Origin of the sequence: Bacillus sp. AR4-2, from assembly GCF_008274865.1 — a bacterium.
In the GTDB taxonomy this organism is placed as follows: Bacteria; Bacillota; Bacilli; order Bacillales; family Bacillaceae_G; genus Bacillus_A; species Bacillus_A cereus.
In genome coordinates, this window is the sequence record NZ_CP031062.1 from 4,377,015 (window position 1) to 4,399,799 (window position 22,785).

Genomic DNA, 22,785 nt, shown 5'->3' on the forward strand with positions numbered 1-22,785 from the left:
TGTACTCACCTCATAAAGATTATTTGCCTTATAATAAAATAACACGAAAAAATATAAAAACACAATGGAGAAGATGTGTCTTTTCATAATAAAAACGTGCATTCGCGAAGAGGAACGCACGCTTTTCTTATTTTATCCCAATGGAAGCGTTTGAAAACGAAACTTGCCCAATTTTCATATATTTTTCATAACGTTTTTCGATTAATTCATCTTTCGAAATTCCGTTTAATTGTTCAAAAGTTTTTCTAATCATTAAGTCTATATTTTCTGACTGTTTTAAAAGATTACGGTGAGCTCCACCTTTTGCCTCTGGAATAATTTCATCAATTACACCTAATTCTTTCAAATCTGCTGCTGTAATTTTCATTGCTTCTGCAGCTTCCTTTGCTTTTCCTGCATCTTTCCAAAGAATTGCCGCTGCACCCTCTGGTGTAATAACAGAATAAGTGGAATTTTCTAGCATATGAATGTAATCTCCTACTCCAAGACCTAGCGCACCACCACTACCGCCTTCACCGATAACGATACAAATAACTGGTACCGTTAAACCTGCCATCTCAAATAGGTTGCGGGCAATAGCTTCACTTTGTCCACGTTCTTCAGCTGCTTTACCAGGATAAGCTCCCTTCGTATCGATGAAACAAATAATAGGACGATTAAACTTTTCCGCTTGTTTCATGAGACGCAGTGCTTTTCGATATCCTTCTGGATGAGGCATTCCAAAGTTACGGCGAATATTTTCTTTCGTATCTTTTCCGCGCTGATGCCCAATTACAGTTACAGGCATCCCTTTATATTTCGCAATGCCGCCGACAATCGCTGCATCATCGCCAAATAGACGGTCTCCATGACATTCGAAAAAATCAGTAAATAAGTGCTCAATATAATCGAGCGTTGTCGGTCGTTCTGCATGACGAGCAATTTGAACACGGTCCCATACTTTTAGATTGCCGTATATATCTTCCTCTAAATTTTCTAGCTTTTCTTCCAAAATACGAATCTCCTCACTGAAGTCCATCTGGCTGTTTTTCGTATAGTCTTTCAGTTCACGAATCTTATTTCTTAGCTCAACAACTGGTTTTTCAAATTCTAGCTCTGCCATACAGCCAATTCCCCTCCTTGATGAACTTCTAAAATCTTGCGAAGCGATTCTCTCATATCATCACGATGCACCACCGCATCTAATTGACCATGATCTAGTAAGAATTCTGCCGTTTGGAAATCTTCCGGTAGTTTCTCACGCACCGTTTGTTCAATTACACGTCTACCAGCAAATCCGATAAGTGCACCTGGTTCTGCAAGATTATAATCACCAAGTGAAGCGAAACTCGCTGAAACCCCGCCCGTCGTTGGGTGAGTCATAACAGAAATAAATAACCCTCCTGCATTACTATGCTTTTTCAAAGCTACGCTTGTTTTTGCCATTTGCATTAAACTTAATATCCCTTCTTGCATACGGGCACCACCCGAAGCAGTAAAGATAATAAATGGAACTTGTAAGTCGTACGCCTTTTCAACCGCACGGGCGATTTTTTCTCCTACTACAGAGCCCATGCTCCCCATTCGAAAACGAGAATCCATTACTGCAACAACAACAAGCATGTCATCAATTGTTCCTTCACCAGTTACAACCGCTTCGTTCAATTCAGTCTTCTTACGATCGCTCTCTAGTTTCTCTTCATAACCTGGAAACTCGAGTGGATTTAATGAAACCATTTCTTTGTCATACTCACGGAATGACCCTTCGTCCAATATACTATCAAGACGTTCCCATGCATTCATAGGATGATGATATCCACAATTCACACATACTTTTAAATTTTTTAGAAGTTCTTTCGTATACATGATTTTTTTACATTCCGGACATTTTGTCATAACGCCATCTGGTACATCTTTTCGTACTTGTTCTGAAGGTATTGCAGCGTACTTTTTCTTTTTCACGAATAAATCTCTTAGCACAATTTGACCCCCTTCGTTGAGAGCTAAGGTTAGCGTAAGAAGAAAATGGGGCTAACACCAAAGTTTGATGTTAGCCTTATCTTCTCAATCTGTCTAATAACCTCACTCTTTACGTTTAACTTTAACCGCTACGCGGTAGAATGTTTGTCATAACGTGTCATGGTCATTTCGACAAATTTTATACATTACGAGTGAAACTGTATATTCTCTACTAATTCATCGTAAATTTTTAGTGCATCATTTTCTTGTTTTTCTTCCAAAGTAGCATAAAGCTTTCTATACATATCGATAGAATCTCTTGAAACTTTACAAGAAAGAGTTGCTACGTAATCATTTACGATCATCCAAATGCGATATAGTAAATAATTATCGACTTGTTCAATAAGTGTTTTAAAGAACGTTTGATGAAGCGTTGGGATTGAGCTTTCATTTTCTTCAAGTACTTGGTGTAATCTACTTAGTACTTTAGAAAACGTTTCTTTCGGTAAATTACATACAATTCGAATCATATCTTTCTCAAGCAATCGTTTTGTTTGTAATAAATCACGAATTGTTTTCTCATCTTGCAATAAGAACGGAGCAATTAATTGTACAAGACCGTTATCATAAAAGTTTCGAATAAACGTCCCTTCACCACGTCTCGTTTCAATCAATCCTACCAGTTCTAAAGCACGCAATGCTTCTCTTACAGAGGAACGTCCTACGTTTAAGCGTGAACTTAACTCGCGCTCAGACGGCAAACGATCCCCCGCTACCAATCCATCCTCTTCCATAATGGAACGGATTTTTTTTACAATTTCGAGATATACTTTTGTATTTGATGATGTCAATGGAAATTCCTCGCTTATTCTTTACCAATCAGCGCTAATTGTTTTGTTTTTTCAGCGATCTCATTTGGATCTACTTGACGGCGAGCTACTCCTGTCTCCATTGCTGCTTTTGCAACGTAAGCCGCTACTTGAGGCGCTACACGCGCGTCAAATGGTGCTGGAATGATATAGTCTGCATTTAACTCATCTTCTGCTACAAGCTCAGCAATAGCCTGTACAGCTGCCATCTTCATTTCTTCGTTAATTTGTGTCGCATGTACGTCAAGTGCACCGCGGAAAATACCAGGGAACGCCAGTACATTATTTACTTGGTTCGGGAAGTCAGAACGACCTGTTCCAACCACAGCTGCGCCCGCTGCTTTTGCCAATTCTGGCATAATTTCTGGAACTGGATTTGCCATTGCAAAAATAATCGCATTGTCATTCATTGTACGAACCATCTCTTCTGTTAATGCACCTTCTGCAGATACACCAATAAATACGTCCGCACCTTGTACAACATCAGCTAAAGAACCTTCTATACGATTCTTATTTGTATATTTTGCAACTTCATCCTTCACCGGATTCATACCTGTAGGACGACCATCATAGATTGCCCCTTTACGGTCACACATAATAATGTCGCGTACACCATAGCGATATAAAAGTTTAATAATTGCAATACCTGCTGCACCTGCGCCATTTGCGACAACTTTAATGTCAGACATTTTCTTTCCAACTAATTTCAGTGCATTTACAAGACCTGCTACGGTTACGATAGCTGTTCCGTGTTGATCATCATGGAAGATAGGAATATTTGTTTCTTTTTTCAAACGCTCTTCAATAATGAAGCAGTTTGGTGCTGCGATATCTTCTAAGTTAACGCCGCCAAAAGTTGGCTCCATTAATTTTACAGTTTCAACAATTTTATCTACATCGTTTGTATTTAAGGCAATCGGGAATGCATCTACACCAGCAAAGCTCTTGAATAATACAGCTTTACCTTCCATTACTGGAAGAGATGCTTCAGGTCCAATGTTACCAAGACCAAGTACAGCCGTTCCGTCTGTCACAACTGCTACCATATTTCCCTTCATCGTATATTCATATACCTTACTTTTATCGTCATAAATTTCTTTACAAGGTTCTGCAACCCCTGGAGAATATGCAAGACTTAAATCTTTTGCATTTTCTACTTTTACTTTTGATACAGTTTCTAATTTTCCTTGATGCACTTTATGCATGTGAAGTGCTTCTTCACGAAGTGTTGACAAACTATCCACTCTCCTCAAATTATTCTTGCTGATATCAACTTCTCCAAGTGGTCTGACCACGAACACTACTACTATAATAATCGAAGTGTAGGGAAATTGTCCATTATATTTTCACAACTACATTTTCTTCCCCGACAATTTCACGAAGTGCTCCTAAACATTCTTCACTTGGATGAATCGATAAACTCCGAGATAATTGTACCATTTTATGTTCCTTTTCATAATAAATTAGTACTTTCGCAAAACCTGAATAGTCGAACAATATTTTCGTAACCTGATTTAAAAGCTTTTTCTCATACTGAGACGGCAATTTCACGTAAACAGATGCGTCTTTCTTTTCTTCATAAACATCCATTTCCTCTAGCGGATATAGTCCATTTACAATCCATTGCAGCTTATGATTTCTTAGCTCAATCGTACCGTCAACTAAAACAATTGCTCCTTCTTGCAACTTATCCGAGAAATGTATATACGTTTCCGGGAAGAGGACTGCTTCCATTTCATCATTTTGATCACAGAATGTAATAAATGCCATCTTTTGAAACTTTTTCGTACGAATCACTCTCACACTTGTTATATACACAATAGCTCTTTGTACTTTTTTCTTGTGTCGCATCGCCTGAGCGAGAGATGGAATTTCTAATTCTTTTGCTAACTTCACATATTGCGCTGTCGGATAACTTGATAAATAAAAGCCAAGCGCTTCCTTCTCTTTATTTAGTTGTTCAATAAAAGATAACTCTTCTCCTTGTACATATTTTGATTTTGGAACAGCATCTCCTAAATCACGTGCGAGATTCGCGTACTCTAACGCCCCTTTAATACTTTTCCATAAATTCGTTCTCGAAACACCAAAATCGTCAAAACATCCCGACCAGACGAAAGCTTCTAAATTACGCTCCGTTACGAACTTTGACGGCATACGAAGACAAAATTCAAATAAATCTTCGAACATTTTTTTCTCTCGTTCTTCTAATAATGCCGTCACTGTAGCCATTCCAATATTTCGGATCGAAAGTAAACTGTAACGTATCGCATTCCCTTCTATTTGGAAGTTGTAGCCACTCCTCTGAAGAGACGGTGGCAAAACGTGAAAACCTTTCCGCTTCGTTTCTCGTATATACTGTACAATCTTATCTTCATTTCCAATTGCGCTTGATAATAATGCCGTCATAAATTCCAGCGTATAATTCGCTTTCAAATAGGCAAGCTGATATCCGATCATACTGTAAGCTACAGCGTGACTTCGGTTAAAACCGTAATTCGCAAATCTTACAATTAAATCATAAATTTTCTCTGCGGATGTCTCATCATAACCATTTCGCAAACATCCTTGGACGAAATGCTTACGTTCCTGATCTAAAATATCACGATTTTTTTTACTCACCGCACGGCGCAGTAAATCTGCTTCTCCGAGCGAAAAACCAGCTAACTTCGATGCAATTTGCATAATTTGTTCTTGGTATACAATGACGCCGTATGTTCTTTCTAAAATTGGCTTTAAATCCGGATGTAAATATTCAATTTTTCTTTTTCCATGTTTCGATTCAATAAAAGTCGGTATCTGTTCCATCGGTCCTGGTCTGTATAACGAGTTAACAGCTACGATATCTTCAAACTCATTCGGTTTTAACCCGCGAAGTACATTTCGCATACCACCCGACTCAAGCTGGAATACACCTGTTGTATCCCCTCTCCCTAATAATTGGAACGTCTTTTCATCTTGAAGAGGTAAGTTTCTTATATCGATTTCTTTCCCTGTTTTGTTCGCGATAAATTTTATAATATTTTCAAGTAACGTTAAATTACGTAATCCTAAAAAGTCCATCTTAAGCAAACCAAGTTCTTCTAGCGCATCGGCTGGATATTGCGTAACATAAACATCGTTATGTCCTTCTTGAATTGCTACACTTCCTGTTAGCGGTTCTTGACTCATAATAACACCAGCCGCATGAATAGACGTATGACGTGGTAAACCTTCTACACGTTTTGCGATTTCAAATACACGCTCATGCAGAAGATTCCCTTGTATAAACTCACGAAGTGATTGTGATTCTTCATATGCATCTTTTAACGTTATACCAAGCTTTGATGGGATAAGTTTTGAAAATATATCAATATCTCGCGGCGGAAGCCCCATTACGCGGGCAATGTCTCTAATTGCCGCTTTTGCTGCAAGCGTACCAAACGTTACAATTTGCGCAACACGGAGCTGACCGTATTTATCTTTCACATAGCGAATCATCTCATCACGTCTTACGTCTGGAAAATCAATATCAATATCGGGAAGCGTCACACGTTCAGGATTTAAAAACCTTTCAAATAATAGATCGTATTCAATTGGATCAATATCTGTAATTTCTAATACGTATGAAACGAGTGAACCAGCTGCCGATCCACGACCTGGTCCTGTTAGAATATGATTTTCATGTGCATACTTCATAAAATCCCATACGATGAGGAAATAATCACTAAATCCCATACGAGAAATAACATTTAATTCATGATCCAAACGCTTTATATGCACTTCTTTCGGTTCACCATATCGTTTCCGCAAACCTTCTTCACAAACACGACGCAAATATATATCACTCGTTTCATTAGACGGAACAGGAAATTTCGGAAGTTGATTTACATGGAACGGTATTTCTACTTGGCAACGCTCTGCAATTTTTATTGTATTTTGGATTGCTTCCGGCGCGTGGGAAAATAGTGCTTCCATTTCATCCGATGACTTTAAATAATACTGATCTGTTTTCAGCCTCGGCCTATCTGGATCAGTCATTTTCGTTCCACTTTCAACAGATAGTAAACATTCGTGAACAAGCGCGTCACTTTGATTGATATAGCGCACATCGTTTGTTGCAACGACTGGAATATTAACCCTACTAATAAATTCAGGTAGTTTCTCTTGTAAAAGCAACTCATCTTGAATCGCATGATGCTGCAAACTCATATAAAAATGGCCAAACATATTTTGATACGTGCGAGCTACTTCTTCAGCCTGACTCTCATTGTCTTCTAGTAATAATTGCTCAATTTCGCCATCTTTACCTGGTGAAATTGCAATTAATCCTTTCGCATAATGCGCAAGCCACTTCTTAGGAATACCTTCTTTGGACTTTGTCATAATACTGCTAGAAATCTTTAATAAATTTTGGTAGCCTATTTCATTCTCAGCAAGTAATACAAGCGGATAAGACCTTTCTTCTTCTTCACTAAAAATAGAAGCGGTTAATCCAATAACAGGCTGTATACCATGTTTCTTACATGCTTTATAAAACGGAATAACGCCATACATAACATTTTCATCCGTAATAGCCAGCGATGAAAAACCGAGTTCTTTCGCCCTGACTACAAGCTCATCAATTTTACAAGCACTTTTTAATAAACTAAAAACGGTTTGACATTGTAAATGCACAAACTTCACTGTTGTACCCTCTCTTTACCTATTTGACTACTTTTATTATAGGTGATGAGGAAAGCGGAAATCAAAACATACTTCTTATACTTTGTCCATATATATGAAGAAGAAAGGGGAATGACGATGGATGTAAGAGAACATACTTTTTTCTCTCTGCTTATTATTAGTTATTTTATTGCCTTTGGGGTTATACTTGGCGGTTCATTAATTGGTGGATTTGGTGCGTTTCTTATCGGAAAACCAGCTCTAACTTACATTAATCAATTCGCCCAAAATTTAAGAATTTGGGCACTCGTTGCAGCAATCGGCGGAACATTCGATACCTTTTATAGCTTTGAAAGAAGTTTCTTTGGCGGAGATATGAAAGATATCGTAAAGCAAATTCTCCTTATTTTTTTCGCAACTGGTGGTATGCAAACAGGTCTCATTATTATTAAATGGCTAACGCAGGAACATGTATGAGAGTACCAAGTGCCAATACAGCAAAAAGATGGTACTTAGTATTAGCTGGGGCTGCTGTTGGAGGCGTGTTGAGCTGGTTTATTTTTTTGTACATATACGGTGTTTTTCAAGAAGAACAAGCTAGTAAAATAGCAGAACAAAGAGAAATTATAGAAAAACAAGAAGCAAAGCTCCACGTCCTTCTCGAAGATCAAGAAAAATTGAACACTGAAAATAAACGGCTCTTAACCATTCAAGAGATTAAAATAAAACTTATCAATCGAGAAAAATACGATTTAGACAATCTCACACTCGAAAATATGACTACATCTATCCATAATGACCTCCAACATCTTTTAACGAAAAACATTCAAAGTATCGCAAAAAATAAAGACCTACTTAAAAAGGTAATCGAAAATAAAACGTACAAACATTACGATCGGCTATACCGTTTTAAAGTCGATACAATATCTTTTGATACAGTGCTTGAAATTAGCATTACTATAGAGAAAGAAAAATAAAGAAGGAGGGCTTTAGCGCCGCTCCTTCTTTTCGTTCTAACATATAGTCTCTTATTTACAAATCTCACGTAAATCAGCAAAAAGACGATCCGCTTCTTCCCAAGAAGATGCCTTCGCACCAGAAGCCATCGGATGCCCCCCGCCGTTATATTGCATTGCTAATTTGTTTATAACTGGTCCTTTTGAACGAAGACGAACACGAATTACGTCGTCTTCCTCTAAAAATAGAACCCACGCCTTTAATCCATCAATATTGCCAAGCGCTCCAACAACACCAGATGCTTCAGAAGGAAGTACATCAAACTCTTCTAATACTTCTTTCGTTAATTTAATGTAAGCTGCTCCTTCTTCTACCATCGTAAAGTTTTGTAAAATATAACCGTTTAAACGAGCAATTTTTTCTTTTGTCTTATACATCTCATTGTATAAATCTGTGAATTTCACACCCATGTCAACAAGCTCACTTACGTAACGAAGTGTTTTTGCTGTCGTATTCGGGAATAAGAAACGACCTGTATCTCCAACAATTCCTGCTAAAATAAGGCGGGCTGCTTCTTTTGTTATTTTTAATCCTTTATCTTTTCCATAGTTATAAAACTCATAAATCATTTCACTTGTAGAACTCGCTGTCGTATCTACCCACGTAATATCTCCATATGGATCTTCATTTGGATGATGATCAATTTTAATTAACATCTTCCCTTTTGTATAGCGTTGATCGTCAACACGTTCTTGATTCGCAGTATCACAAACAATAACAAGCGCATTTTCGTATACACTATCTTCAATATCATCCATTACTCGTAAGTATGCTAGTGACGGTTCATTGTACCCAACCGTATAAATATTTTTCTCTGGAAACGATTCTTGTAGAATTGTACCAAGACCCCCCTGTGAACCTAACGCATCTGGATCCGGACGCACGTGGCGATGAATAATAATTGTATCAAACTCTTTAATTGCTCCTAAAATTTGCTCATGCATATGTATAATCTCCTTTTTAATCAACTTCTTCACTTTATCCTCCATTATAACGGAAAGTATTTCATACATGCGAACAATTGCTTTATAATAAAAGTTAGAAAGTTTAGATATTTCTTTTTCTTTTCTATTATTTTTCACAAAGCGATGGGAGTGTTCATTATGCCAGTATTAGTCTTCTGTATTATCGTCTCATTTATGTTGTACCTCTTTTACAAAACAAAATACTTTCGTACAAACCGCCCAATGGAGAAAGGTTGGCTCTCAGGAAAATCCGCAATGGCACTCGGTTCATTCGTTTTATTTTTCGGGATAAACCAATTCTTTTTAGAACTTTCAACCGCTCGTATTATCGTTGGTGTTTTATTCGTTCTATTTGGTAGTGCAAGTGTATTTAACGGGTTTCGCCAATACAAACATTTCTTGCCATTAGCAGTTAAAGAAGCTGAAGTCTATGAAGCAACGTAAAAAAGCATCAATATTGTGATGCTTTTTTACGTCCCTTAACTTTCAAAATCATATACGCAACAAACGCAGATGGTATATTAAATGGGTTCCCTTGTACGTGAAAATGTAATTGTTCTTCTCCAAAAGACATTTTTTCATATAGCTCTCGCTGAGATAATCCTGTCTTTTCCTTTTTTTCATGTAAACCTTGTAAATATAAATATTGAATCGGTATCATCACAAGAAAGTAAAATAGTGCGATACTACCAAAAAAGAGTACGGCTGACGACATAATGCATACCACCTCTCACGATTCCATTTTCTTACAATATAATCATAACACAATATACAACTGAATTGAATTATTATTCCGTCTTTTCTCACATTACTTTTCCACTCCATCCCATACATATTTCACTAAAACTCCCATCTAAAATCATGCCTTTCAAATTTAAAACAACAAAAAAAGATGGAACAAATCAAAACGATTTGTTCCATCTTTTTATTTATCGATTAACTGAACCATAAGTAATGCTTTTCCAACAACATTACCTTCATGATGCACCTCTACATCGACCTTACCAAATTTACGTCCAATTTCTAATACTTTCGGATGAACAGATACAACATTATCAATTTGAACCGGCTTTACGAAATAAATCGTTAAGTTTTCAACAATTAAATCGCTTTTCTTTTGCGCACGAATGACGCGATTTGTCGCTTCTGTCACAATTGTTGCAAATACACCGTACGATAACGTCCCGATTGAGTTCGTCATTTGCGGCGTCACCGAAAATTGATATAGATGCTCATTCTTCGCTTCTTTTGGTGTCATAAATTGATTCGTTACAATATCATCAATGGTTTCTCCAACTTGTGGCTGACGTTGAATCATTTGCAGTGCCTGAAGTACATCTTGACGGCTAATAATACCTTGCAGTTTGTTTCCTTCCTCAACGACAGGAAGTAATTCAATTCCTTCCCACACCATCATACGTGCCGCAGCTGCGACAGACATTTTACCGTTCACTGTAATTGGGTGTTTTGTCATTACTTTATCAATTGGTGTTTCTTTCGCTACTCCGATCATATCTTTTGAAGTTACGATTCCTAGTACTTTGTTACTTTCATCGACAATTGGATATCTTCCGTGCATTGTCTCTTCGTTATATGCATGCCATTGCTGTACTGTATCACTCGGCTTTAAATATAACGTTTCTTCAATTGGCGTTAAAATATCTTCAACGAGTACAATTTCTTTCTTAATAAGTTGGTCATAAATTGCACGATTAATTAACGTTGCGACCGTAAATGTATCGTAGCTACTTGAAATGATCGGCAGCTTTAATTCGTCTGCTAATTTCTTCACATGATCTTCCGTATCAAAGCCGCCCGTAATTAATACAGCGGCTCCAGTTTCTAGCGCTAATTCATGTGCATTGGTACGGTTACCAATAATGAGTAAATTCCCAGCTTCTGTATAGCGCATCATCGCTTCTAACTTCATAGCTCCGATTACGAATTTATTTAATGTTTTATGTAGTCCTTCTCTGCCCCCAAGTACTTGACCGTCGACAATGTTAACGACTTCTGCATATGTCAGTTTTTCGATATTCTCTTTCTTCTTTTGTTCAATTCGAATTGTTCCGACACGTTCAATTGTACTAACATATCCTTTATTTTCTGCATCTTTAATTGCACGGTAAGCGGTCCCTTCACTTACACTCAAATCTTTCGCAATTTGTCTTACAGAAATTTTATGGCCTACTGGCAGGCTATTAATATGTTCTAAAATTTGGTTATGCTTGGTAGCCAAATGGTTTCACCATACTTTCTTTTCCCTAAATTCTTCATGTGTTGTACTTTCAGTATACTATATTTTCAAAACTGTTACACTCTCTCTTTGCATACCTGTACTATTTTTTTTATAACAAAATGACTCTTACATTCCACCAGTCATTCTATTACAACAATGTAATGCTATTGTCATCTCATTCGATAGTTCGTCCACTTAATTGCCTATACAATTAAGACAAGAAATAAAACAAAGGAGCGAACACATGATGAAAAAATTTTTAGAGGTTGTAGGTGCTGTATTTTTAGCTTTCGTAGATGGGAAAAAAGTTGCAATGGAATTGAATGAAACACCTGAACAACCACGTACCAAAAGAAAAGAATCACCAAAACAAATACAAGCATTAAAAGCTGTCCTACACACGTAAAAAACCCTTCACTTTTCTTTTCAAATGAAGGGTTTCTTTTCTATAGTGTAATACTTTCTCCAGCTTCTAATACTTTCCCTGTACAATTTTGTAGCTTTTCTACAAATTGATATGGATCTTGTTCAATAACTGGGAACGTATTGTAATGCATCGGTACAACAGTTTTCGCATTAATCCATTTTGCCGCTAGTACAGCATCTTCTGGTCCCATTGTGAAATTATCACCAATTGGTAAAAATGCTAGATCAACTTTATTTAATTCCCCAATTAACTTCATATCAGAGAATAGTGCAGTATCTCCTGCGTGGTATACAGTTTTCTCTTCTGCTGTAAATAAAATACCTGCTGGCATACCTGTATATGTAATCGTCTTATTTTCTTCATCAATATAACTAGAGCCGTGGAATGCTTGTGTAAACTTCACTTTTCCGAAGTCAAATTCATGTGAACCACCAATATGCATCGGGTGTGTATTTACACCTTGCCAACTTAAAAATGTTGCTAGTTCAAATGGCGCTACAACAACTGCATTATTTTTCTTCGCAAGTTCTACTGTATCTCCAACATGATCACCGTGTCCATGCGATAAAAGAATTGCATCCACTTTTACATCTTCAGTTTTTAAATCTGTTTTCGGATTACCTGTTAAAAACGGGTCAATTAAAATAACTTTTCCATTCGCCTCAATTTTCACAACTGAATGTCCATGATAAGATACTTTCATTATTACATTCCTCCCCTGTTCACATTCTCACTTTGTATTCTACATGATTTTTCAATTCCCTGTCTTTTCTAACATCTATTTACTTGTCATAACGCTTTCTTCCGAGTTAAAGTTATATTTGTAATTAAATATCTCGGGGGTGCCAATCGATGAATGCTAGATTAGAAAATTTAATGCAATGGCTAAAAGAAAAAAACGTAGAAGCTGCGTTCTTAACTTCTACACCAAACGTCTTCTACATGACAAACTTCCACTGTGAACCACACGAAAGATTACTTGGTATGTTTGTATTCCAAGAAAAAGAACCTATTTTAATTTGCCCTAAAATGGAAGAAGGTCAAGCACGTAACGCTGGCTGGGCACATGAAATTATCGGATTTACTGATACTGACAGACCATGGGATATGATTGCAAAAGCAATTAAAGACCGCGGCATCAATGCAAATGCAGTTGCAATTGAAAAAGAACATTTAAACGTAGAGCGCTACGAAGAATTAACGAAATTATTCCCAAATGCAGCTTTCAAATCAGCTGAGGAGAAAGTTCGCGAACTTCGTTTAATTAAAGATGAAAAAGAACTTTCTATTTTACGCGAAGCAGCTAAAATGGCGGACTATGCTGTTGAAGTTGGTGTAAATGCAATTAAAGAAGATCGTAGTGAACTAGAAGTATTAGCAATTATTGAACACGAATTAAAAACAAAAGGCATACATAAAATGTCATTTGATACGATGGTATTAGCAGGTGCGAACTCAGCTCTTCCACACGGTATTCCTGGCGCAAACAAAATGAAACGCGGCGATTTCGTACTATTTGATTTAGGCGTAATCATTGATGGTTATTGCTCTGATATTACACGTACAGTAGCATTCGGTGAGATTTCTGAAGAGCAAACTCGTATTTACAACACTGTACTTGCTGGACAACTACAAGCAGTTGAAGCATGTAAACCAGGTGTTACACTTGGCGCAATCGATAATGCTGCTCGTTCTGTTATCACAGATGCAGGTTACGGAGACTTCTTCCCGCACCGACTTGGTCATGGACTTGGAATTAGCGTACACGAATATCCAGATGTAAAAGCTGGTAACGAGTCTCCATTAAAAGAAGGTATGGTCTTCACAATCGAACCTGGTATTTACGTACCAAACGTAGGTGGCGTTCGTATTGAAGATGATATTTACATCACAAAAGACGGATCAGAAATTTTAACGAAATTCCCGAAAGAGTTACAATTTGTAAAATAATAAAAAAGGCAGCGGGAGTGCTGCCTTTTTCTATTTCCCTACTATTTCAAATTTCTCTACAATCATTTTTGCTGGATAACTTTCAAGTATTTGAGAAAACCATACTTTTATTTTATCCCCTGTTTTTAACTGTTTATATGTGTCTTTGTCCTTAAAGCTCAAGACTATATGTGCTGGATGCTCTTTATTCATTTGTTGTTCTATATAATGTTGCAACTCTACTTTTGTTTCAAACGTTTTATCATCGGCAAAAAACACCGTGTCATTTCTTAATATGATATACCCTTCTTTAGGTACTTCTTTTACCGTTACTTGCTCTACTTGTTTTGTATCACACGCTGATAATACGACTAGAAATACACTTAAAAACATAACAATTTTCATATGCCTATTCATTTTTAACTCCTTACTCTAGGCTATTTCAAATTTAGCACCATCTTCTCCTCATACTTATCATCCCATTTAATCACAATCTCTATTGGTTCATCTTTAGAGATAGGCGCGCAACTTACACAAAAAGACTTCATTTCAACCTTTGCTCCTCTATGAACTTCTGACGTTTGTGTCATTGTACTAAAGGCTCCATTAATAGCAATCTCTAAGTTTTTAAATTCTGTCTTTCCATCCCCGCCCTTATATTGAAACGTAAACATCCCATCTTCACTGTCATCCTTAATATGCCCTTTATATTGTCCAGTCCAACTTTTGCTCTCGCTAGAAAAAGTAACATACGAAATGGAACAGCTTCCTAAAAAGAAAATACTAATGAAAAAGAATAATGCTCTCTTCATAATGCCCCCTCCATTCAAATGCACTTATTTATTGTCTATTTCTTCCTCTTATTATATTATAAAAATACAGAATTTTCTAAAATAGGAGGTTTATATGTTACAACAACAGTTAGAAGAAATTCGTAATAATAATTACATACTGGACAACACAATTAACATTGATTCTTTAAGTTCCAATATGCTTGAGCACATCGGTGTTACCGATAGCTATTTAAGAGACAAACTTATTTACTCTACTTTTTATCATCTCATCAAAAAAGACTACATTTCACATACACACTTACAGAAATTATTATTAGAAAGCATTAGTGAAAAATATTTATTGTATAAGATTCATTCGGATGACGAAGATGCCGTATTTACCCGAGCATTTACAACATTATTAATTGCCCTCATTATAGATGCAGATACAAATCATAATTTCTTATCACAGAATGATATTTTAACTGTAAAAGATCAATTAATTCTATATATGAACAACGAGCATGATTTCCGTGGATATGTCCAAGACCACGGCTGGGCACATAGTATCGCTCATGCTTCCGATACATTTGAGGCGCTTGTGAATAGTCCTAAACTGGAAACTTTATATTACGAAGAAATATTACAAACTTTATTAAACAAAGTTTGTGTTCATTCTATTTACTACAAATATGAAGAAGATGAACGTATCGTTTATCCGATTGTCGCAATGCTGCAAAATGACCTAAAGGAAGAAGTACTCATATTAGCCCTTCATGATTTAGTAGCTCAATTACAAGTAAAAAAATCCACGCTACATATTGAATCATACGAATTTTTATACGGAAATATAAAATCTTTCTTACGTAGCTTATTTTTCAGACTACGTACACTTTCCATATGTAAAGAAACCGAATGTGAAATTGAAAAATTGCTACCAGGGCTTCGCCAATATTACTAAAAAAGAAGGCCACTCAAAAAGTGCCTTCTTCTATTTCACTAATATTTAATTGAAATTTCACGATCCAAACCGAGAAAAGGTGGACAAGAAGCGCAAACGCCATACATGCTCCGCTTAAAAAAGTTAGTATAGGATGCGAATACACGTGCCCCAATCCATAGGATACCGCCACGAAAAACATTGTTATGTAAATATAAATTGCTCCATGTATTTGCCTCATATAAACCTCCTTTTCCCATATTATAACATAAATTTTCTGATTATTCACATTAATTACTTGTAATCAATATTTCTCAACTGTTACACCTCTTACAGCAGCCTTAATATACGGTGACCCTTGTAAACTTTGTAAATCCTCTGTTTTTCCTGTTACGAATACACCTTATATTGGTAAGTTTTTTGGTTTTGTGTTTTTTATTTCTTTATCCCGCATTAACGGGCAGTAAGACCCCACATCAAAACTCAGCGGAAGCAAAGAAGTTAGGTTGGGGTCGAACTGCCCGTAAAAGCCCGATTGGTGAGGGCTGATAATCAGTGGGGGATGCCCCCCACTGATTAAAGTTTCACTTTATAGTTTATCCTAAAATATTCTCGATATCCCTCCTTATTTTCACTTAAAGATATCCAAATATAGCTTTTATCAATTTTTTCATAATAAAAAGCACATCCATTTTGATGCGCTTTTCTCTGAAATACTATTCTATTATTTCATCGCTTCCTTCACAACATCTTGAATCATAACAACTTCTGTTTTCATATCAATAGACGGTGCTTCTTCATCGATACATTCATACCAAAACGCTAAGTGCTTTTTATCGATTTCATAATGAGAATTTTCGACAAGAGCCCCGCCTTCTCCTTGCACAGAATACCAATATAAGTACTCTTCTCCATCTCTTATTTCCCGGAAAATTGTCTCAACATACATCTTTTCGTCGTTTAATGTCAAAAGTACTTCTTTCATATTGTCATTAAGAAGTTGCATCCATTCATCTACTCGATGACTCTTACCAGGCTTAACTTTAAATCTCGTTAATTCTACATTCATTTTTCTTCCCCCGTTTTCTTACGTACAAACAAACTATATTCTATTGGATGATAAAAACTTAATTTACTAGCTAATTTTCGCGAAGGAATATTGTCTACATAACAATCCCAGCTCGGTATAATATCATTTTGCATGCAATGTTCAATGAACCGTGTTGCAACAGCTTGAGCTAATCCTTTCCCTTGATACGCTTCATGTGTTGCAATATCTATTTCAGCATAACCATTCCCGCTAAATATTGAGACACATTCAGCTACAATTATCCCATCTTGTTCTATACAAAATCCAAAACCACTATTCAAAAACGTTTCTTTTGATCCCCAATATTCTTTATAGTACTCCTCTTTAAATTCACTGCTTCGCTCTATATCTCTTCTATCAATACGCTTCACTTCATATGTATTTTTGTTAAAATCTCGTTTTCTCTCCTCAAAGGTTACCCTTTGAAATTTCATTCGCGGGATGTTCCGAAGTGTATTACTAAAACGCTCTTCTAACATCATTTCCCACTCTTCACTTGAAGTAAAGAGTGTAAATCTCTTCTCTGTTTTTTCAATAGCCGTTTTTAAATATGAAAATAACTCTTCGTTATAATTTTGATCATCAGTATCACCAAATAAATAATAGATACCGTTAGCTGTAATAATTAATCCTGCTGTTAATTGCCCGTTTACAAAAACCTCACCATCTACCACTTGATCACATACCGCATAAGCAAATGTCATCGTTCTTGTATTACCTTCTAAAACCGGAAGAACTTTTCTATACTCGGCTACAGATAATTTTTTCATAATTGCTCCACTATAATCGTATCAGCCTCTATATGTTCAAAACAAAGATTTACCGTTCTCTTTAATGCTCTCGTTCTATGAATCGTACATGCTGGAATTAAAATAGAATCATTTGGCTTTAAAACCGCCGTTTCTCCATCTTCAAAATCAATAAGTAACTCTCCCTCTAGCACAATAAATAATTCATCCGAATTAGAATGATAGTGCCAATCATATTCACCAGTAAATACAGCGATTCGTAAGCAATGACTGTTTATATTTGAAACGACGAAGTTTTTATGTTGATCTTTAATATCCTTTGTTAATTCTATTAAGTTCACAGTCTCCATCTTTCGTCCCATCCTTTCATTAGTCGTTCTTCTAAAAAACTAACTTAATCTCCACCACCTCCGCAATCTCCTCCACCATCACTTGAGCTACTACAGTCATTGCTACTGTAGTCACCGAATCCACCTGATGAGCTTGAAGCGTATGAAGATTTTTTGCTTCTTTTTCTATCTTTTTTACTTTCATGACTAGGCCATACTTTATCAAATAATATAAAGAATAAGATTCCTTCTACCATAACAAGTAGAACGCCTAAGGTACTTTCAATAACATTGGGGGTTATCCCCAAACTTTTAAATATCCCACATAAATACAAGCAAAAAATCACATACAAGAACATACAAATATACCGAAATGTTTTCTCTATCGTAATGACTACTTTTTGTGAAAAAGGTATGTTCTGTTCCTGTTTTTTCTTTATATACCTTTGTCTCTTTGCCTGTTTTTTCTTCCTCTTTTTGCTCCCCATCGAATCCCCTCTTTTTATTATATAATTCTAAATTATCATAATAAAAATTTTTTTACACCAATAAATAACAATTATTCACATGTTATTTCTCCATATAAAAAAGACCCTCCTCACGAAAAGGAAGGTCTCAAATGTATTTCTATTATGATAAAGCAGGAGCTTTTTCAAGAAGCTCTTTTGCATCAGCGTATTGTAAGCCGTGAGCTTCCGCAACTGCTTCGAATGTTACATAACCATCTAATGTGTTAATACCTTTTAATAATGCAGTGTTGCCTAAGCAAGCTTCTTTGTAGCCCTTGTTAGCAATTTGTACTGCATATGGTACTGTTACGTTTGTTAATGCAAGAGTTGACGTACGTGGAACTGCACCTGGCATATTAGCAACTGCATAATGAACAACGCCATGTTTTTCGTAAGTTGGGTTGTCATGAGTTGTAATACGATCAGTTGTTTCGAAAATACCACCTTGGTCAATCGCGATATCTACAACGACAGAACCTGGTTCCATTGATTGAATCATTTCTTCAGTTACAAGTTTTGGCGCTTTTGCACCCGGAATTAATACCGCTCCAATAACAAGGTCAGATTCTTTAACAGCTTCTGCAATGTTGTATGGATTAGACATTAATGTTTTTACTTGGTTACCGAAAATATCATCTAATTGACGAAGACGTTCTGCACTTAAGTCAATGATTGTTACATCTGCACCTAAACCTACTGCAATCTTAGCTGCGTTTGTACCAGCTTGACCACCGCCGATGATTGTTACTTTGCCGCGTTTTACCCCTGGAACGCCTGCAAGTAAAATACCTTTACCGCCTTTGTTTTTCTCAAGGAATTGTGCACCGATTTGTGCAGACATACGACCAGCCACTTCACTCATAGGTGCAAGTAATGGTAAAGAACGATTGTCTAATTGTACTGTTTCGTATGCGATTGATGCAACTTTGTTATCGATTAATGCTTTCGTTAATTCTGGTTCTGGAGCTAAGTGTAAGTATGTGAATAAGATTAAGCCTTCACGGAAATAGCCGTATTCACTTGCTACTGGCTCTTTTACCTTCATAACCATATCTTGATTCCATGCTTCTTCAGCAGTTTCTACAAGTTTCGCACCCGCTTGTACGTATTCTTCATCTGTAAAGCCAGATCCTAAACCTGCTCCTTTTTGAACAAACACTTCGTGACCATTTTGTACTAAATGTACTGCTCCCGCTGGCGTCATTGCCACACGGTTTTCATTGTTCTTAATTTCTGTTGGAATACCGATACGCATGATTAGTTCCCCCTTGAGTTATGAAATGACCCCTGAATCATTTTTTAAAGCGCTTTCTACGCTCTTATATTTTAACATAATATCTCAATATTTGACAAAAAAATAACACGAGTTTTCCGATAGATTTAATTTTATATTAAAGGACAGTATTATCCGCACCTCTCAGCACAATGGATAAACTGTCCAATTATTCGAAACTTCATCTTATTTTATTCTATCGATGTCTATGAATAACATCCACTGCACCAGTCACTTCAATAATTGTACCGGTAATCATATCGGAATCGTCCTCACATAAAAACGAAATGGTTCTTGCAATATCTTCACCTGTTCCAGATCTACCAATCGGTGTGTTATGCTCTTTCAGCTGACGTGCTTCTTGAATAGTTGCCTCTTTCATATCGCCAATAATATCACCAGGACATACCATGTTCGCAGTGATACCATACTCCGCTTCTTCATAAGCAACTGTTTTCGTTAATGAAACAAGTCCTACTTTCGCTGCGGCAAAAGCTGAACGATAAATCCATCCCGGTGCACTATCCGCCCCTTGAAATCCGTAATTAATAATACGGCCAAAGTTCTGTTTTCTCATGACCGGAACGACAAGTTTTAATAAATGAAATACCGCTGTTAAATTTCCCTGAATCATTTCATTCCATTCATCTTCTTCATAATCAACTAACTTTTTTCGTTCAAATACATATGGACCAGCATTATTAATTAAAAAGTCAATTTTGCCAAAACGGCTCATCGCTTCTTCTACTATTTTATGTAAATCTTCCTTTTTCGTGACATCTGCTTGCACGAATTGTAGACGCTCTTCCACATCTTTATATGTTTCTTTCATCGTTTCCATAGCCATGATATCGCTATGGTACGTTACTGTTACTGAATAGCCTTTAGCCAATAACTTTTCTGTTACTTGCTTTCCTAAACCTTTCGTACCGGCTGTAATGAGCGCATGTCTCACAAAACTGCCCCCTTTTAAATTGCTATACTTCATATGTAACAAGTTCTCGCTCCAATTACAACTAAAATGAATTGAAACAGAGTTTTCAAAATTCTGTAACGTTTCTGGCAAGCACGTTACCAAAATTTGTTTTATAATTAAGTTGTAAACAGTTATAAAACAGATTGGGAGGAATTTACTATGAATAATACATATACAAATATTTTAATCGCGGTGGATGGTTCTAAAGAAGCAGAAAAAGCCTTTAAAAAAGCAATTCAAGTCGCAAAGCGCAACAATGCAACATTAACAATTGCTCATATCGTTGATGTAAAAGCATACTCAGCAGTAGAAGCCTATAGCCGTGCAATTGCGGAACGTGCAAATCTATTTGCAGAAGACCTATTAGAAGACTACAAAAAAACTGCGCTTGAAGCTGGTCTTGAAAAAATTGAAACTGTATTAGAATTCGGTAATCCTAAATCAAAAATTTCAAAAGAAATCGCTCCAAACCATAAAGTAGATTTAATTATGTGTGGTGCGACTGGTTTAAATGCTGTTGAGCGTTTCCTAATTGGTAGCGTCTCTGAACATATTATTCGCTATGCGAAATGCGATGTCCTTGTTGTTCGTGGTGATGAAGAGCAAGGTGAGCTTTAATTTATAGATAAAACACCAAGTCCACATAGGCTTGGTGTTTTTCATTTTATAAACTTCACTATAAACACAAGACACGCTACGACAACAACGGTAATTGCCAACACATAAGGCGGAAGAAACTTCAAAGACCATAATGCCATCATAATCGTCGCGATCGTTAAGTACGTTTGCTTTGCACCTTCTATCATTTTTTTACGAAATAAGAAAACATACAAATAACCAATTGGCGGCGTAATAAAGCAAAGAACGTATATGATTTTTGATTTTAAATACCACTTTTGTTCTCCAAGTTTCTTTATATCCCCTTCTATTCTCTTATGCTCTTGTTCTTTCGCTTCTTCTACAAGCGGATTTTCCTCTTCTCCTCGCTTTTCTTTCATATAAGGAAGAAAGTGCATAAAAAAATAGTATGCGAATACGAATGCTCCAAATCCAATATTTACTCTTTCTAATGGAATATGTTCACTAAAAAAAGCAGCAGTAAGCACTAAAGACAAACAGTATGTCATCATCCAAAAGGAACGTTTTCTCTTTTTCCGTTCCATTTCTTTTTTGCCTTGTATATCTTTTCTTTTCGAAAGCCATATAGAAATAAAACAATCTACTACAAATAGAGCAAAAGTAAATATCGCAACGTGTACTGTTTCTAAATCCTTAAATGAAAAGATATTTGGGAATGCAACATGTAATACAATGAATGTGTACAAAATTAGCCCTATAAAATAAATACGTCTCATTTTCCATCCCTTTCTTATTTCCTAACATTACGTTAACATACATTTTTTAGAAATAGACGGACAAAATATATATGTGTAAAAAAGGAGGATGCTATATGGATGATTCTGAACGCATTATTTTAGATGTGAACGGCAAAGAAATTGAAATGCTAGATACGATTCGCACTCATTTTAAAGAGAAGCACGGCGTTGAACTAAGTAATGGTGCATTACTTCGTGATTTGATGGATATTGAGTATATTCGAATTACGGAAGATCGACATAAGTATGATTAAAAGAAAACGACTGCAGGCGAATGCCATCAGTCGTTTTCTTTCTTTATTTAAGCTCTTGATGTTTCCCGCCCATACCACCAGACTCATTGCTATCTTGGTGTACAGTTAGTTTATTTGTTTTCGCATCTTTTAAAACTCTATATGTATATGATTCATTTGGTTCATCTTTAAACTGTACATTCATACCATACGAATCCATTTTGCTATAAAAGGCCGGTTTTATATATAAAATATCACTTTCTTTATATCCTTTATCTTGTAAATGCCACATCGTTGCGATAACCGCTTCTTCTCGCTTTTCTTTTTCACCAACATACATATATTTGTCCAAAAGAAACACTTTAGCATTTGCAATTAAGCTAATTAACAGTACAATGATCAACACTATTTTTTTCATAGACTTCCCCTAAATTGTTATTTTTTACTACATTTTAACTTAAATGCTAGTAAAAAATAAAGTACGCCAGACTTTAATAGACTGGCGTACT

28 protein-coding genes are annotated in these 22,785 nt (G+C 36.2%); 8 read left to right on the forward strand and 20 right to left on the reverse strand.

Features of this window, described 5'->3' with window-relative positions; all coding sequences use genetic code 11:
* Window positions 1-127: 127 nt before the first annotated feature.
* The 5 genes from accA to dnaE all read right to left on the reverse strand — a co-directional run bounded on the left by accA (window position 128) and on the right by dnaE (window position 7,472).
* A complete protein-coding gene (gene accA / locus DN399_RS22580; RefSeq protein WP_000818801.1) occupies window positions 128-1,102 on the reverse strand; it encodes an acetyl-CoA carboxylase carboxyl transferase subunit alpha in 975 nt (324 codons plus the stop codon).
* Complete coding sequence (accD, locus tag DN399_RS22585; protein ID WP_000942855.1) at window positions 1,090-1,959, reverse strand: acetyl-CoA carboxylase, carboxyltransferase subunit beta; 870 nt, start codon at window positions 1,957-1,959, stop codon at window positions 1,090-1,092. The genes accA and accD overlap by 13 nt, the downstream gene beginning before the upstream one ends.
* 185 nt (window positions 1,960-2,144) lie before the next feature.
* Window positions 2,145-2,789, reverse strand: a complete 645-nt coding sequence (locus DN399_RS22590) for a FadR/GntR family transcriptional regulator (protein ID WP_000204444.1) — start codon at window positions 2,787-2,789, stop codon at window positions 2,145-2,147.
* A gap of 14 nt (window positions 2,790-2,803) precedes the next feature.
* Window positions 2,804-4,012: an NADP-dependent malic enzyme gene (gene ystJ, locus DN399_RS22595; protein ID WP_161114790.1), complete on the reverse strand. Its 1,209-nt coding sequence runs from the start codon at window positions 4,010-4,012 to the stop codon at window positions 2,804-2,806.
* A gap of 133 nt (window positions 4,013-4,145) precedes the next feature.
* On the reverse strand, window positions 4,146-7,472 hold the full coding sequence (dnaE, locus tag DN399_RS22600) for a DNA polymerase III subunit alpha (protein WP_000673728.1): 3,327 nt from the start codon (window positions 7,470-7,472) through the stop codon (window positions 4,146-4,148).
* A 42-nt stretch (window positions 7,473-7,514) separates the two neighbouring features.
* On the opposite strand from dnaE, the gene DN399_RS22605 reads away from it, so the two are divergent.
* Both DN399_RS22605 and ytrI read left to right on the forward strand, forming a co-directional pair.
* The gene (locus DN399_RS22605) at window positions 7,515-7,928 is read left to right on the forward strand and encodes a YtrH family sporulation protein (RefSeq protein WP_002005839.1); all 414 of its coding nucleotides are present in this window, start codon (window positions 7,515-7,517) and stop codon (window positions 7,926-7,928) included.
* Entirely contained in the window at window positions 7,925-8,428 is a 504-nt protein-coding gene (ytrI, locus tag DN399_RS22610; protein WP_001265736.1) for a sporulation membrane protein YtrI, read from the forward strand. Before DN399_RS22605 ends, ytrI begins: the two co-directional genes overlap by 4 nt.
* A gap of 51 nt (window positions 8,429-8,479) precedes the next feature.
* Here ytrI and DN399_RS22615 read toward each other — a convergent pair whose 3' ends face one another.
* On the reverse strand, window positions 8,480-9,412 hold the full coding sequence (locus DN399_RS22615; protein ID WP_000545136.1) for a DHH family phosphoesterase: 933 nt from the start codon (window positions 9,410-9,412) through the stop codon (window positions 8,480-8,482).
* A gap of 159 nt (window positions 9,413-9,571) precedes the next feature.
* Here DN399_RS22615 and DN399_RS22620 point away from each other — a divergent pair, with 159 nt between their 5' ends.
* Window positions 9,572-9,877, forward strand: a complete 306-nt coding sequence (locus DN399_RS22620; protein WP_001144776.1) for a YtpI family protein — start codon at window positions 9,572-9,574, stop codon at window positions 9,875-9,877.
* Window positions 9,878-9,884: 7 nt separating this feature from the next.
* On the opposite strand, the gene DN399_RS22625 is transcribed toward DN399_RS22620, so the two are convergent.
* Together DN399_RS22625 and DN399_RS22630 are read right to left on the reverse strand one after the other, a co-directional pair.
* A complete protein-coding gene (locus DN399_RS22625; RefSeq protein WP_000093045.1) occupies window positions 9,885-10,148 on the reverse strand; it encodes a DUF3949 domain-containing protein in 264 nt (87 codons plus the stop codon).
* Between the two features lie 210 nt (window positions 10,149-10,358).
* On the reverse strand, window positions 10,359-11,672 hold the full coding sequence (locus tag DN399_RS22630; RefSeq protein ID WP_000201572.1) for a CBS domain-containing protein: 1,314 nt from the start codon (window positions 11,670-11,672) through the stop codon (window positions 10,359-10,361).
* A gap of 244 nt (window positions 11,673-11,916) precedes the next feature.
* On the opposite strand from DN399_RS22630, the gene DN399_RS28180 reads away from it, so the two are divergent.
* Entirely contained in the window at window positions 11,917-12,078 is a 162-nt protein-coding gene (locus DN399_RS28180; RefSeq protein ID WP_000976017.1) for a hypothetical protein, read from the forward strand.
* 40 nt (window positions 12,079-12,118) lie between these two features.
* Here the strand turns inward: DN399_RS28180 and DN399_RS22635 are convergent, their stop codons facing one another.
* The gene (locus DN399_RS22635) at window positions 12,119-12,802 is read right to left on the reverse strand and encodes a metal-dependent hydrolase (protein ID WP_000868927.1); all 684 of its coding nucleotides are present in this window, start codon (window positions 12,800-12,802) and stop codon (window positions 12,119-12,121) included.
* Between the two features lie 149 nt (window positions 12,803-12,951).
* Between DN399_RS22635 and pepQ the strand changes: the two genes are divergently transcribed.
* A complete protein-coding gene (pepQ, locus tag DN399_RS22640) occupies window positions 12,952-14,049 on the forward strand; it encodes a Xaa-Pro dipeptidase (RefSeq protein WP_000994027.1) in 1,098 nt (365 codons plus the stop codon).
* Between the two features lie 30 nt (window positions 14,050-14,079).
* On the opposite strand, the gene DN399_RS22645 is transcribed toward pepQ, so the two are convergent.
* Both DN399_RS22645 and DN399_RS22650 read right to left on the reverse strand, forming a co-directional pair.
* Window positions 14,080-14,445 carry a DUF3221 domain-containing protein gene (locus tag DN399_RS22645; RefSeq protein WP_001079378.1) on the reverse strand — a complete coding sequence of 122 codons (366 nt, stop codon included), beginning with the start codon at window positions 14,443-14,445 and terminating at the stop codon, window positions 14,080-14,082.
* A gap of 20 nt (window positions 14,446-14,465) precedes the next feature.
* Window positions 14,466-14,840, reverse strand: a complete 375-nt coding sequence (locus DN399_RS22650) for a hypothetical protein (protein WP_149149939.1) — start codon at window positions 14,838-14,840, stop codon at window positions 14,466-14,468.
* Between the two features lie 94 nt (window positions 14,841-14,934).
* On the opposite strand from DN399_RS22650, the gene DN399_RS22655 reads away from it, so the two are divergent.
* On the forward strand, window positions 14,935-15,762 hold the full coding sequence (locus tag DN399_RS22655; protein WP_000941469.1) for a DUF2785 domain-containing protein: 828 nt from the start codon (window positions 14,935-14,937) through the stop codon (window positions 15,760-15,762).
* Window positions 15,763-15,775: 13 nt separating this feature from the next.
* Here DN399_RS22655 and DN399_RS22660 read toward each other — a convergent pair whose 3' ends face one another.
* The 7 genes from DN399_RS22660 to DN399_RS22695 form a co-directional block, all read right to left on the reverse strand.
* The gene (locus DN399_RS22660; protein ID WP_001248908.1) at window positions 15,776-15,982 is read right to left on the reverse strand and encodes a hypothetical protein; all 207 of its coding nucleotides are present in this window, start codon (window positions 15,980-15,982) and stop codon (window positions 15,776-15,778) included.
* Window positions 15,983-16,465: 483 nt separating this feature from the next.
* Window positions 16,466-16,810 carry a DUF6176 family protein gene (locus DN399_RS22670; RefSeq protein ID WP_001100209.1) on the reverse strand — a complete coding sequence of 115 codons (345 nt, stop codon included), beginning with the start codon at window positions 16,808-16,810 and terminating at the stop codon, window positions 16,466-16,468.
* Window positions 16,807-17,601 (reverse strand): GNAT family N-acetyltransferase, encoded by a 795-nt coding sequence (locus DN399_RS22675; protein WP_000736763.1) that lies wholly within the window; start codon window positions 17,599-17,601, stop codon window positions 16,807-16,809. Before DN399_RS22675 ends, DN399_RS22670 begins: the two co-directional genes overlap by 4 nt.
* Window positions 17,598-17,930 carry a cupin domain-containing protein gene (locus DN399_RS22680; protein ID WP_000450926.1) on the reverse strand — a complete coding sequence of 111 codons (333 nt, stop codon included), beginning with the start codon at window positions 17,928-17,930 and terminating at the stop codon, window positions 17,598-17,600. The genes DN399_RS22675 and DN399_RS22680 overlap by 4 nt, the downstream gene beginning before the upstream one ends.
* A gap of 44 nt (window positions 17,931-17,974) precedes the next feature.
* The gene (locus DN399_RS22685; protein ID WP_000534941.1) at window positions 17,975-18,397 is read right to left on the reverse strand and encodes a hypothetical protein; all 423 of its coding nucleotides are present in this window, start codon (window positions 18,395-18,397) and stop codon (window positions 17,975-17,977) included.
* Between the two features lie 142 nt (window positions 18,398-18,539).
* The gene (gene ald, locus DN399_RS22690) at window positions 18,540-19,673 is read right to left on the reverse strand and encodes an alanine dehydrogenase (protein ID WP_001219403.1); all 1,134 of its coding nucleotides are present in this window, start codon (window positions 19,671-19,673) and stop codon (window positions 18,540-18,542) included.
* A 214-nt stretch (window positions 19,674-19,887) separates the two neighbouring features.
* Window positions 19,888-20,679 (reverse strand): SDR family oxidoreductase, encoded by a 792-nt coding sequence (locus tag DN399_RS22695; protein ID WP_033692775.1) that lies wholly within the window; start codon window positions 20,677-20,679, stop codon window positions 19,888-19,890.
* Window positions 20,680-20,826: 147 nt separating this feature from the next.
* Here DN399_RS22695 and DN399_RS22700 point away from each other — a divergent pair, with 147 nt between their 5' ends.
* A complete protein-coding gene (locus DN399_RS22700; protein ID WP_001066673.1) occupies window positions 20,827-21,285 on the forward strand; it encodes a universal stress protein in 459 nt (152 codons plus the stop codon).
* A gap of 41 nt (window positions 21,286-21,326) precedes the next feature.
* On the opposite strand, the gene DN399_RS22705 is transcribed toward DN399_RS22700, so the two are convergent.
* Window positions 21,327-22,022, reverse strand: a complete 696-nt coding sequence (locus tag DN399_RS22705; protein WP_149149940.1) for a hypothetical protein — start codon at window positions 22,020-22,022, stop codon at window positions 21,327-21,329.
* Window positions 22,023-22,117: 95 nt separating this feature from the next.
* Here DN399_RS22705 and DN399_RS22710 point away from each other — a divergent pair, with 95 nt between their 5' ends.
* The gene (locus DN399_RS22710) at window positions 22,118-22,297 is read left to right on the forward strand and encodes a hypothetical protein (RefSeq protein WP_000342760.1); all 180 of its coding nucleotides are present in this window, start codon (window positions 22,118-22,120) and stop codon (window positions 22,295-22,297) included.
* A 43-nt stretch (window positions 22,298-22,340) separates the two neighbouring features.
* Here DN399_RS22710 and DN399_RS22715 read toward each other — a convergent pair whose 3' ends face one another.
* Window positions 22,341-22,694, reverse strand: coding sequence for a DUF3139 domain-containing protein (locus DN399_RS22715; protein WP_000725032.1), 354 nt, complete (start codon window positions 22,692-22,694; stop codon window positions 22,341-22,343).
* Window positions 22,695-22,785 lie beyond the last annotated feature (91 nt).

Bases quoted from the DNA above. Each gene is read 5' to 3' on its own strand.
- accA (WP_000818801.1), bottom strand. From the start codon at position 1,102: ATGGCAGAGCTAGAATTTGAAAAACCAGTTGTTGAGCTAAGAAATAAG.
- ystJ (WP_161114790.1), bottom strand. From the start codon at position 4,012: ATGCATAAAGTGCATCAAGGAAAATTAGAAACTGTATCAAAAGTAAAA.
- ytrI (WP_001265736.1), top strand. From the start codon at position 7,925: ATGAGAGTACCAAGTGCCAATACAGCAAAAAGATGGTACTTAGTATTA.
- DN399_RS22615 (WP_000545136.1), bottom strand. From the start codon at position 9,412: ATGCATGAGCAAATTTTAGGAGCAATTAAAGAGTTTGATACAATTATT.
- DN399_RS22620 (WP_001144776.1), top strand. From the start codon at position 9,572: ATGCCAGTATTAGTCTTCTGTATTATCGTCTCATTTATGTTGTACCTC.
- DN399_RS22625 (WP_000093045.1), bottom strand. From the start codon at position 10,148: ATGTCGTCAGCCGTACTCTTTTTTGGTAGTATCGCACTATTTTACTTT.
- DN399_RS28180 (WP_000976017.1), top strand. From the start codon at position 11,917: ATGATGAAAAAATTTTTAGAGGTTGTAGGTGCTGTATTTTTAGCTTTC.
- DN399_RS22635 (WP_000868927.1), bottom strand. From the start codon at position 12,802: ATGAAAGTATCTTATCATGGACATTCAGTTGTGAAAATTGAGGCGAAT.
- pepQ (WP_000994027.1), top strand. From the start codon at position 12,952: ATGAATGCTAGATTAGAAAATTTAATGCAATGGCTAAAAGAAAAAAAC.
- DN399_RS22645 (WP_001079378.1), bottom strand. From the start codon at position 14,445: ATGAATAGGCATATGAAAATTGTTATGTTTTTAAGTGTATTTCTAGTC.
- DN399_RS22650 (WP_149149939.1), bottom strand. From the start codon at position 14,840: ATGAAGAGAGCATTATTCTTTTTCATTAGTATTTTCTTTTTAGGAAGC.
- DN399_RS22655 (WP_000941469.1), top strand. From the start codon at position 14,935: ATGTTACAACAACAGTTAGAAGAAATTCGTAATAATAATTACATACTG.
- DN399_RS22660 (WP_001248908.1), bottom strand. From the start codon at position 15,982: ATGAGGCAAATACATGGAGCAATTTATATTTACATAACAATGTTTTTC.
- DN399_RS22670 (WP_001100209.1), bottom strand. From the start codon at position 16,810: ATGAATGTAGAATTAACGAGATTTAAAGTTAAGCCTGGTAAGAGTCAT.
- DN399_RS22675 (WP_000736763.1), bottom strand. From the start codon at position 17,601: ATGAAAAAATTATCTGTAGCCGAGTATAGAAAAGTTCTTCCGGTTTTA.
- DN399_RS22680 (WP_000450926.1), bottom strand. From the start codon at position 17,930: ATGGAGACTGTGAACTTAATAGAATTAACAAAGGATATTAAAGATCAA.
- DN399_RS22685 (WP_000534941.1), bottom strand. From the start codon at position 18,397: ATGGGGAGCAAAAAGAGGAAGAAAAAACAGGCAAAGAGACAAAGGTAT.
- ald (WP_001219403.1), bottom strand. From the start codon at position 19,673: ATGCGTATCGGTATTCCAACAGAAATTAAGAACAATGAAAACCGTGTG.
- DN399_RS22695 (WP_033692775.1), bottom strand. From the start codon at position 20,679: ATGAAGTATAGCAATTTAAAAGGGGGCAGTTTTGTGAGACATGCGCTC.
- DN399_RS22700 (WP_001066673.1), top strand. From the start codon at position 20,827: ATGAATAATACATATACAAATATTTTAATCGCGGTGGATGGTTCTAAA.
- DN399_RS22705 (WP_149149940.1), bottom strand. From the start codon at position 22,022: ATGAGACGTATTTATTTTATAGGGCTAATTTTGTACACATTCATTGTA.
- DN399_RS22710 (WP_000342760.1), top strand. From the start codon at position 22,118: ATGGATGATTCTGAACGCATTATTTTAGATGTGAACGGCAAAGAAATT.
- DN399_RS22715 (WP_000725032.1), bottom strand. From the start codon at position 22,694: ATGAAAAAAATAGTGTTGATCATTGTACTGTTAATTAGCTTAATTGCA.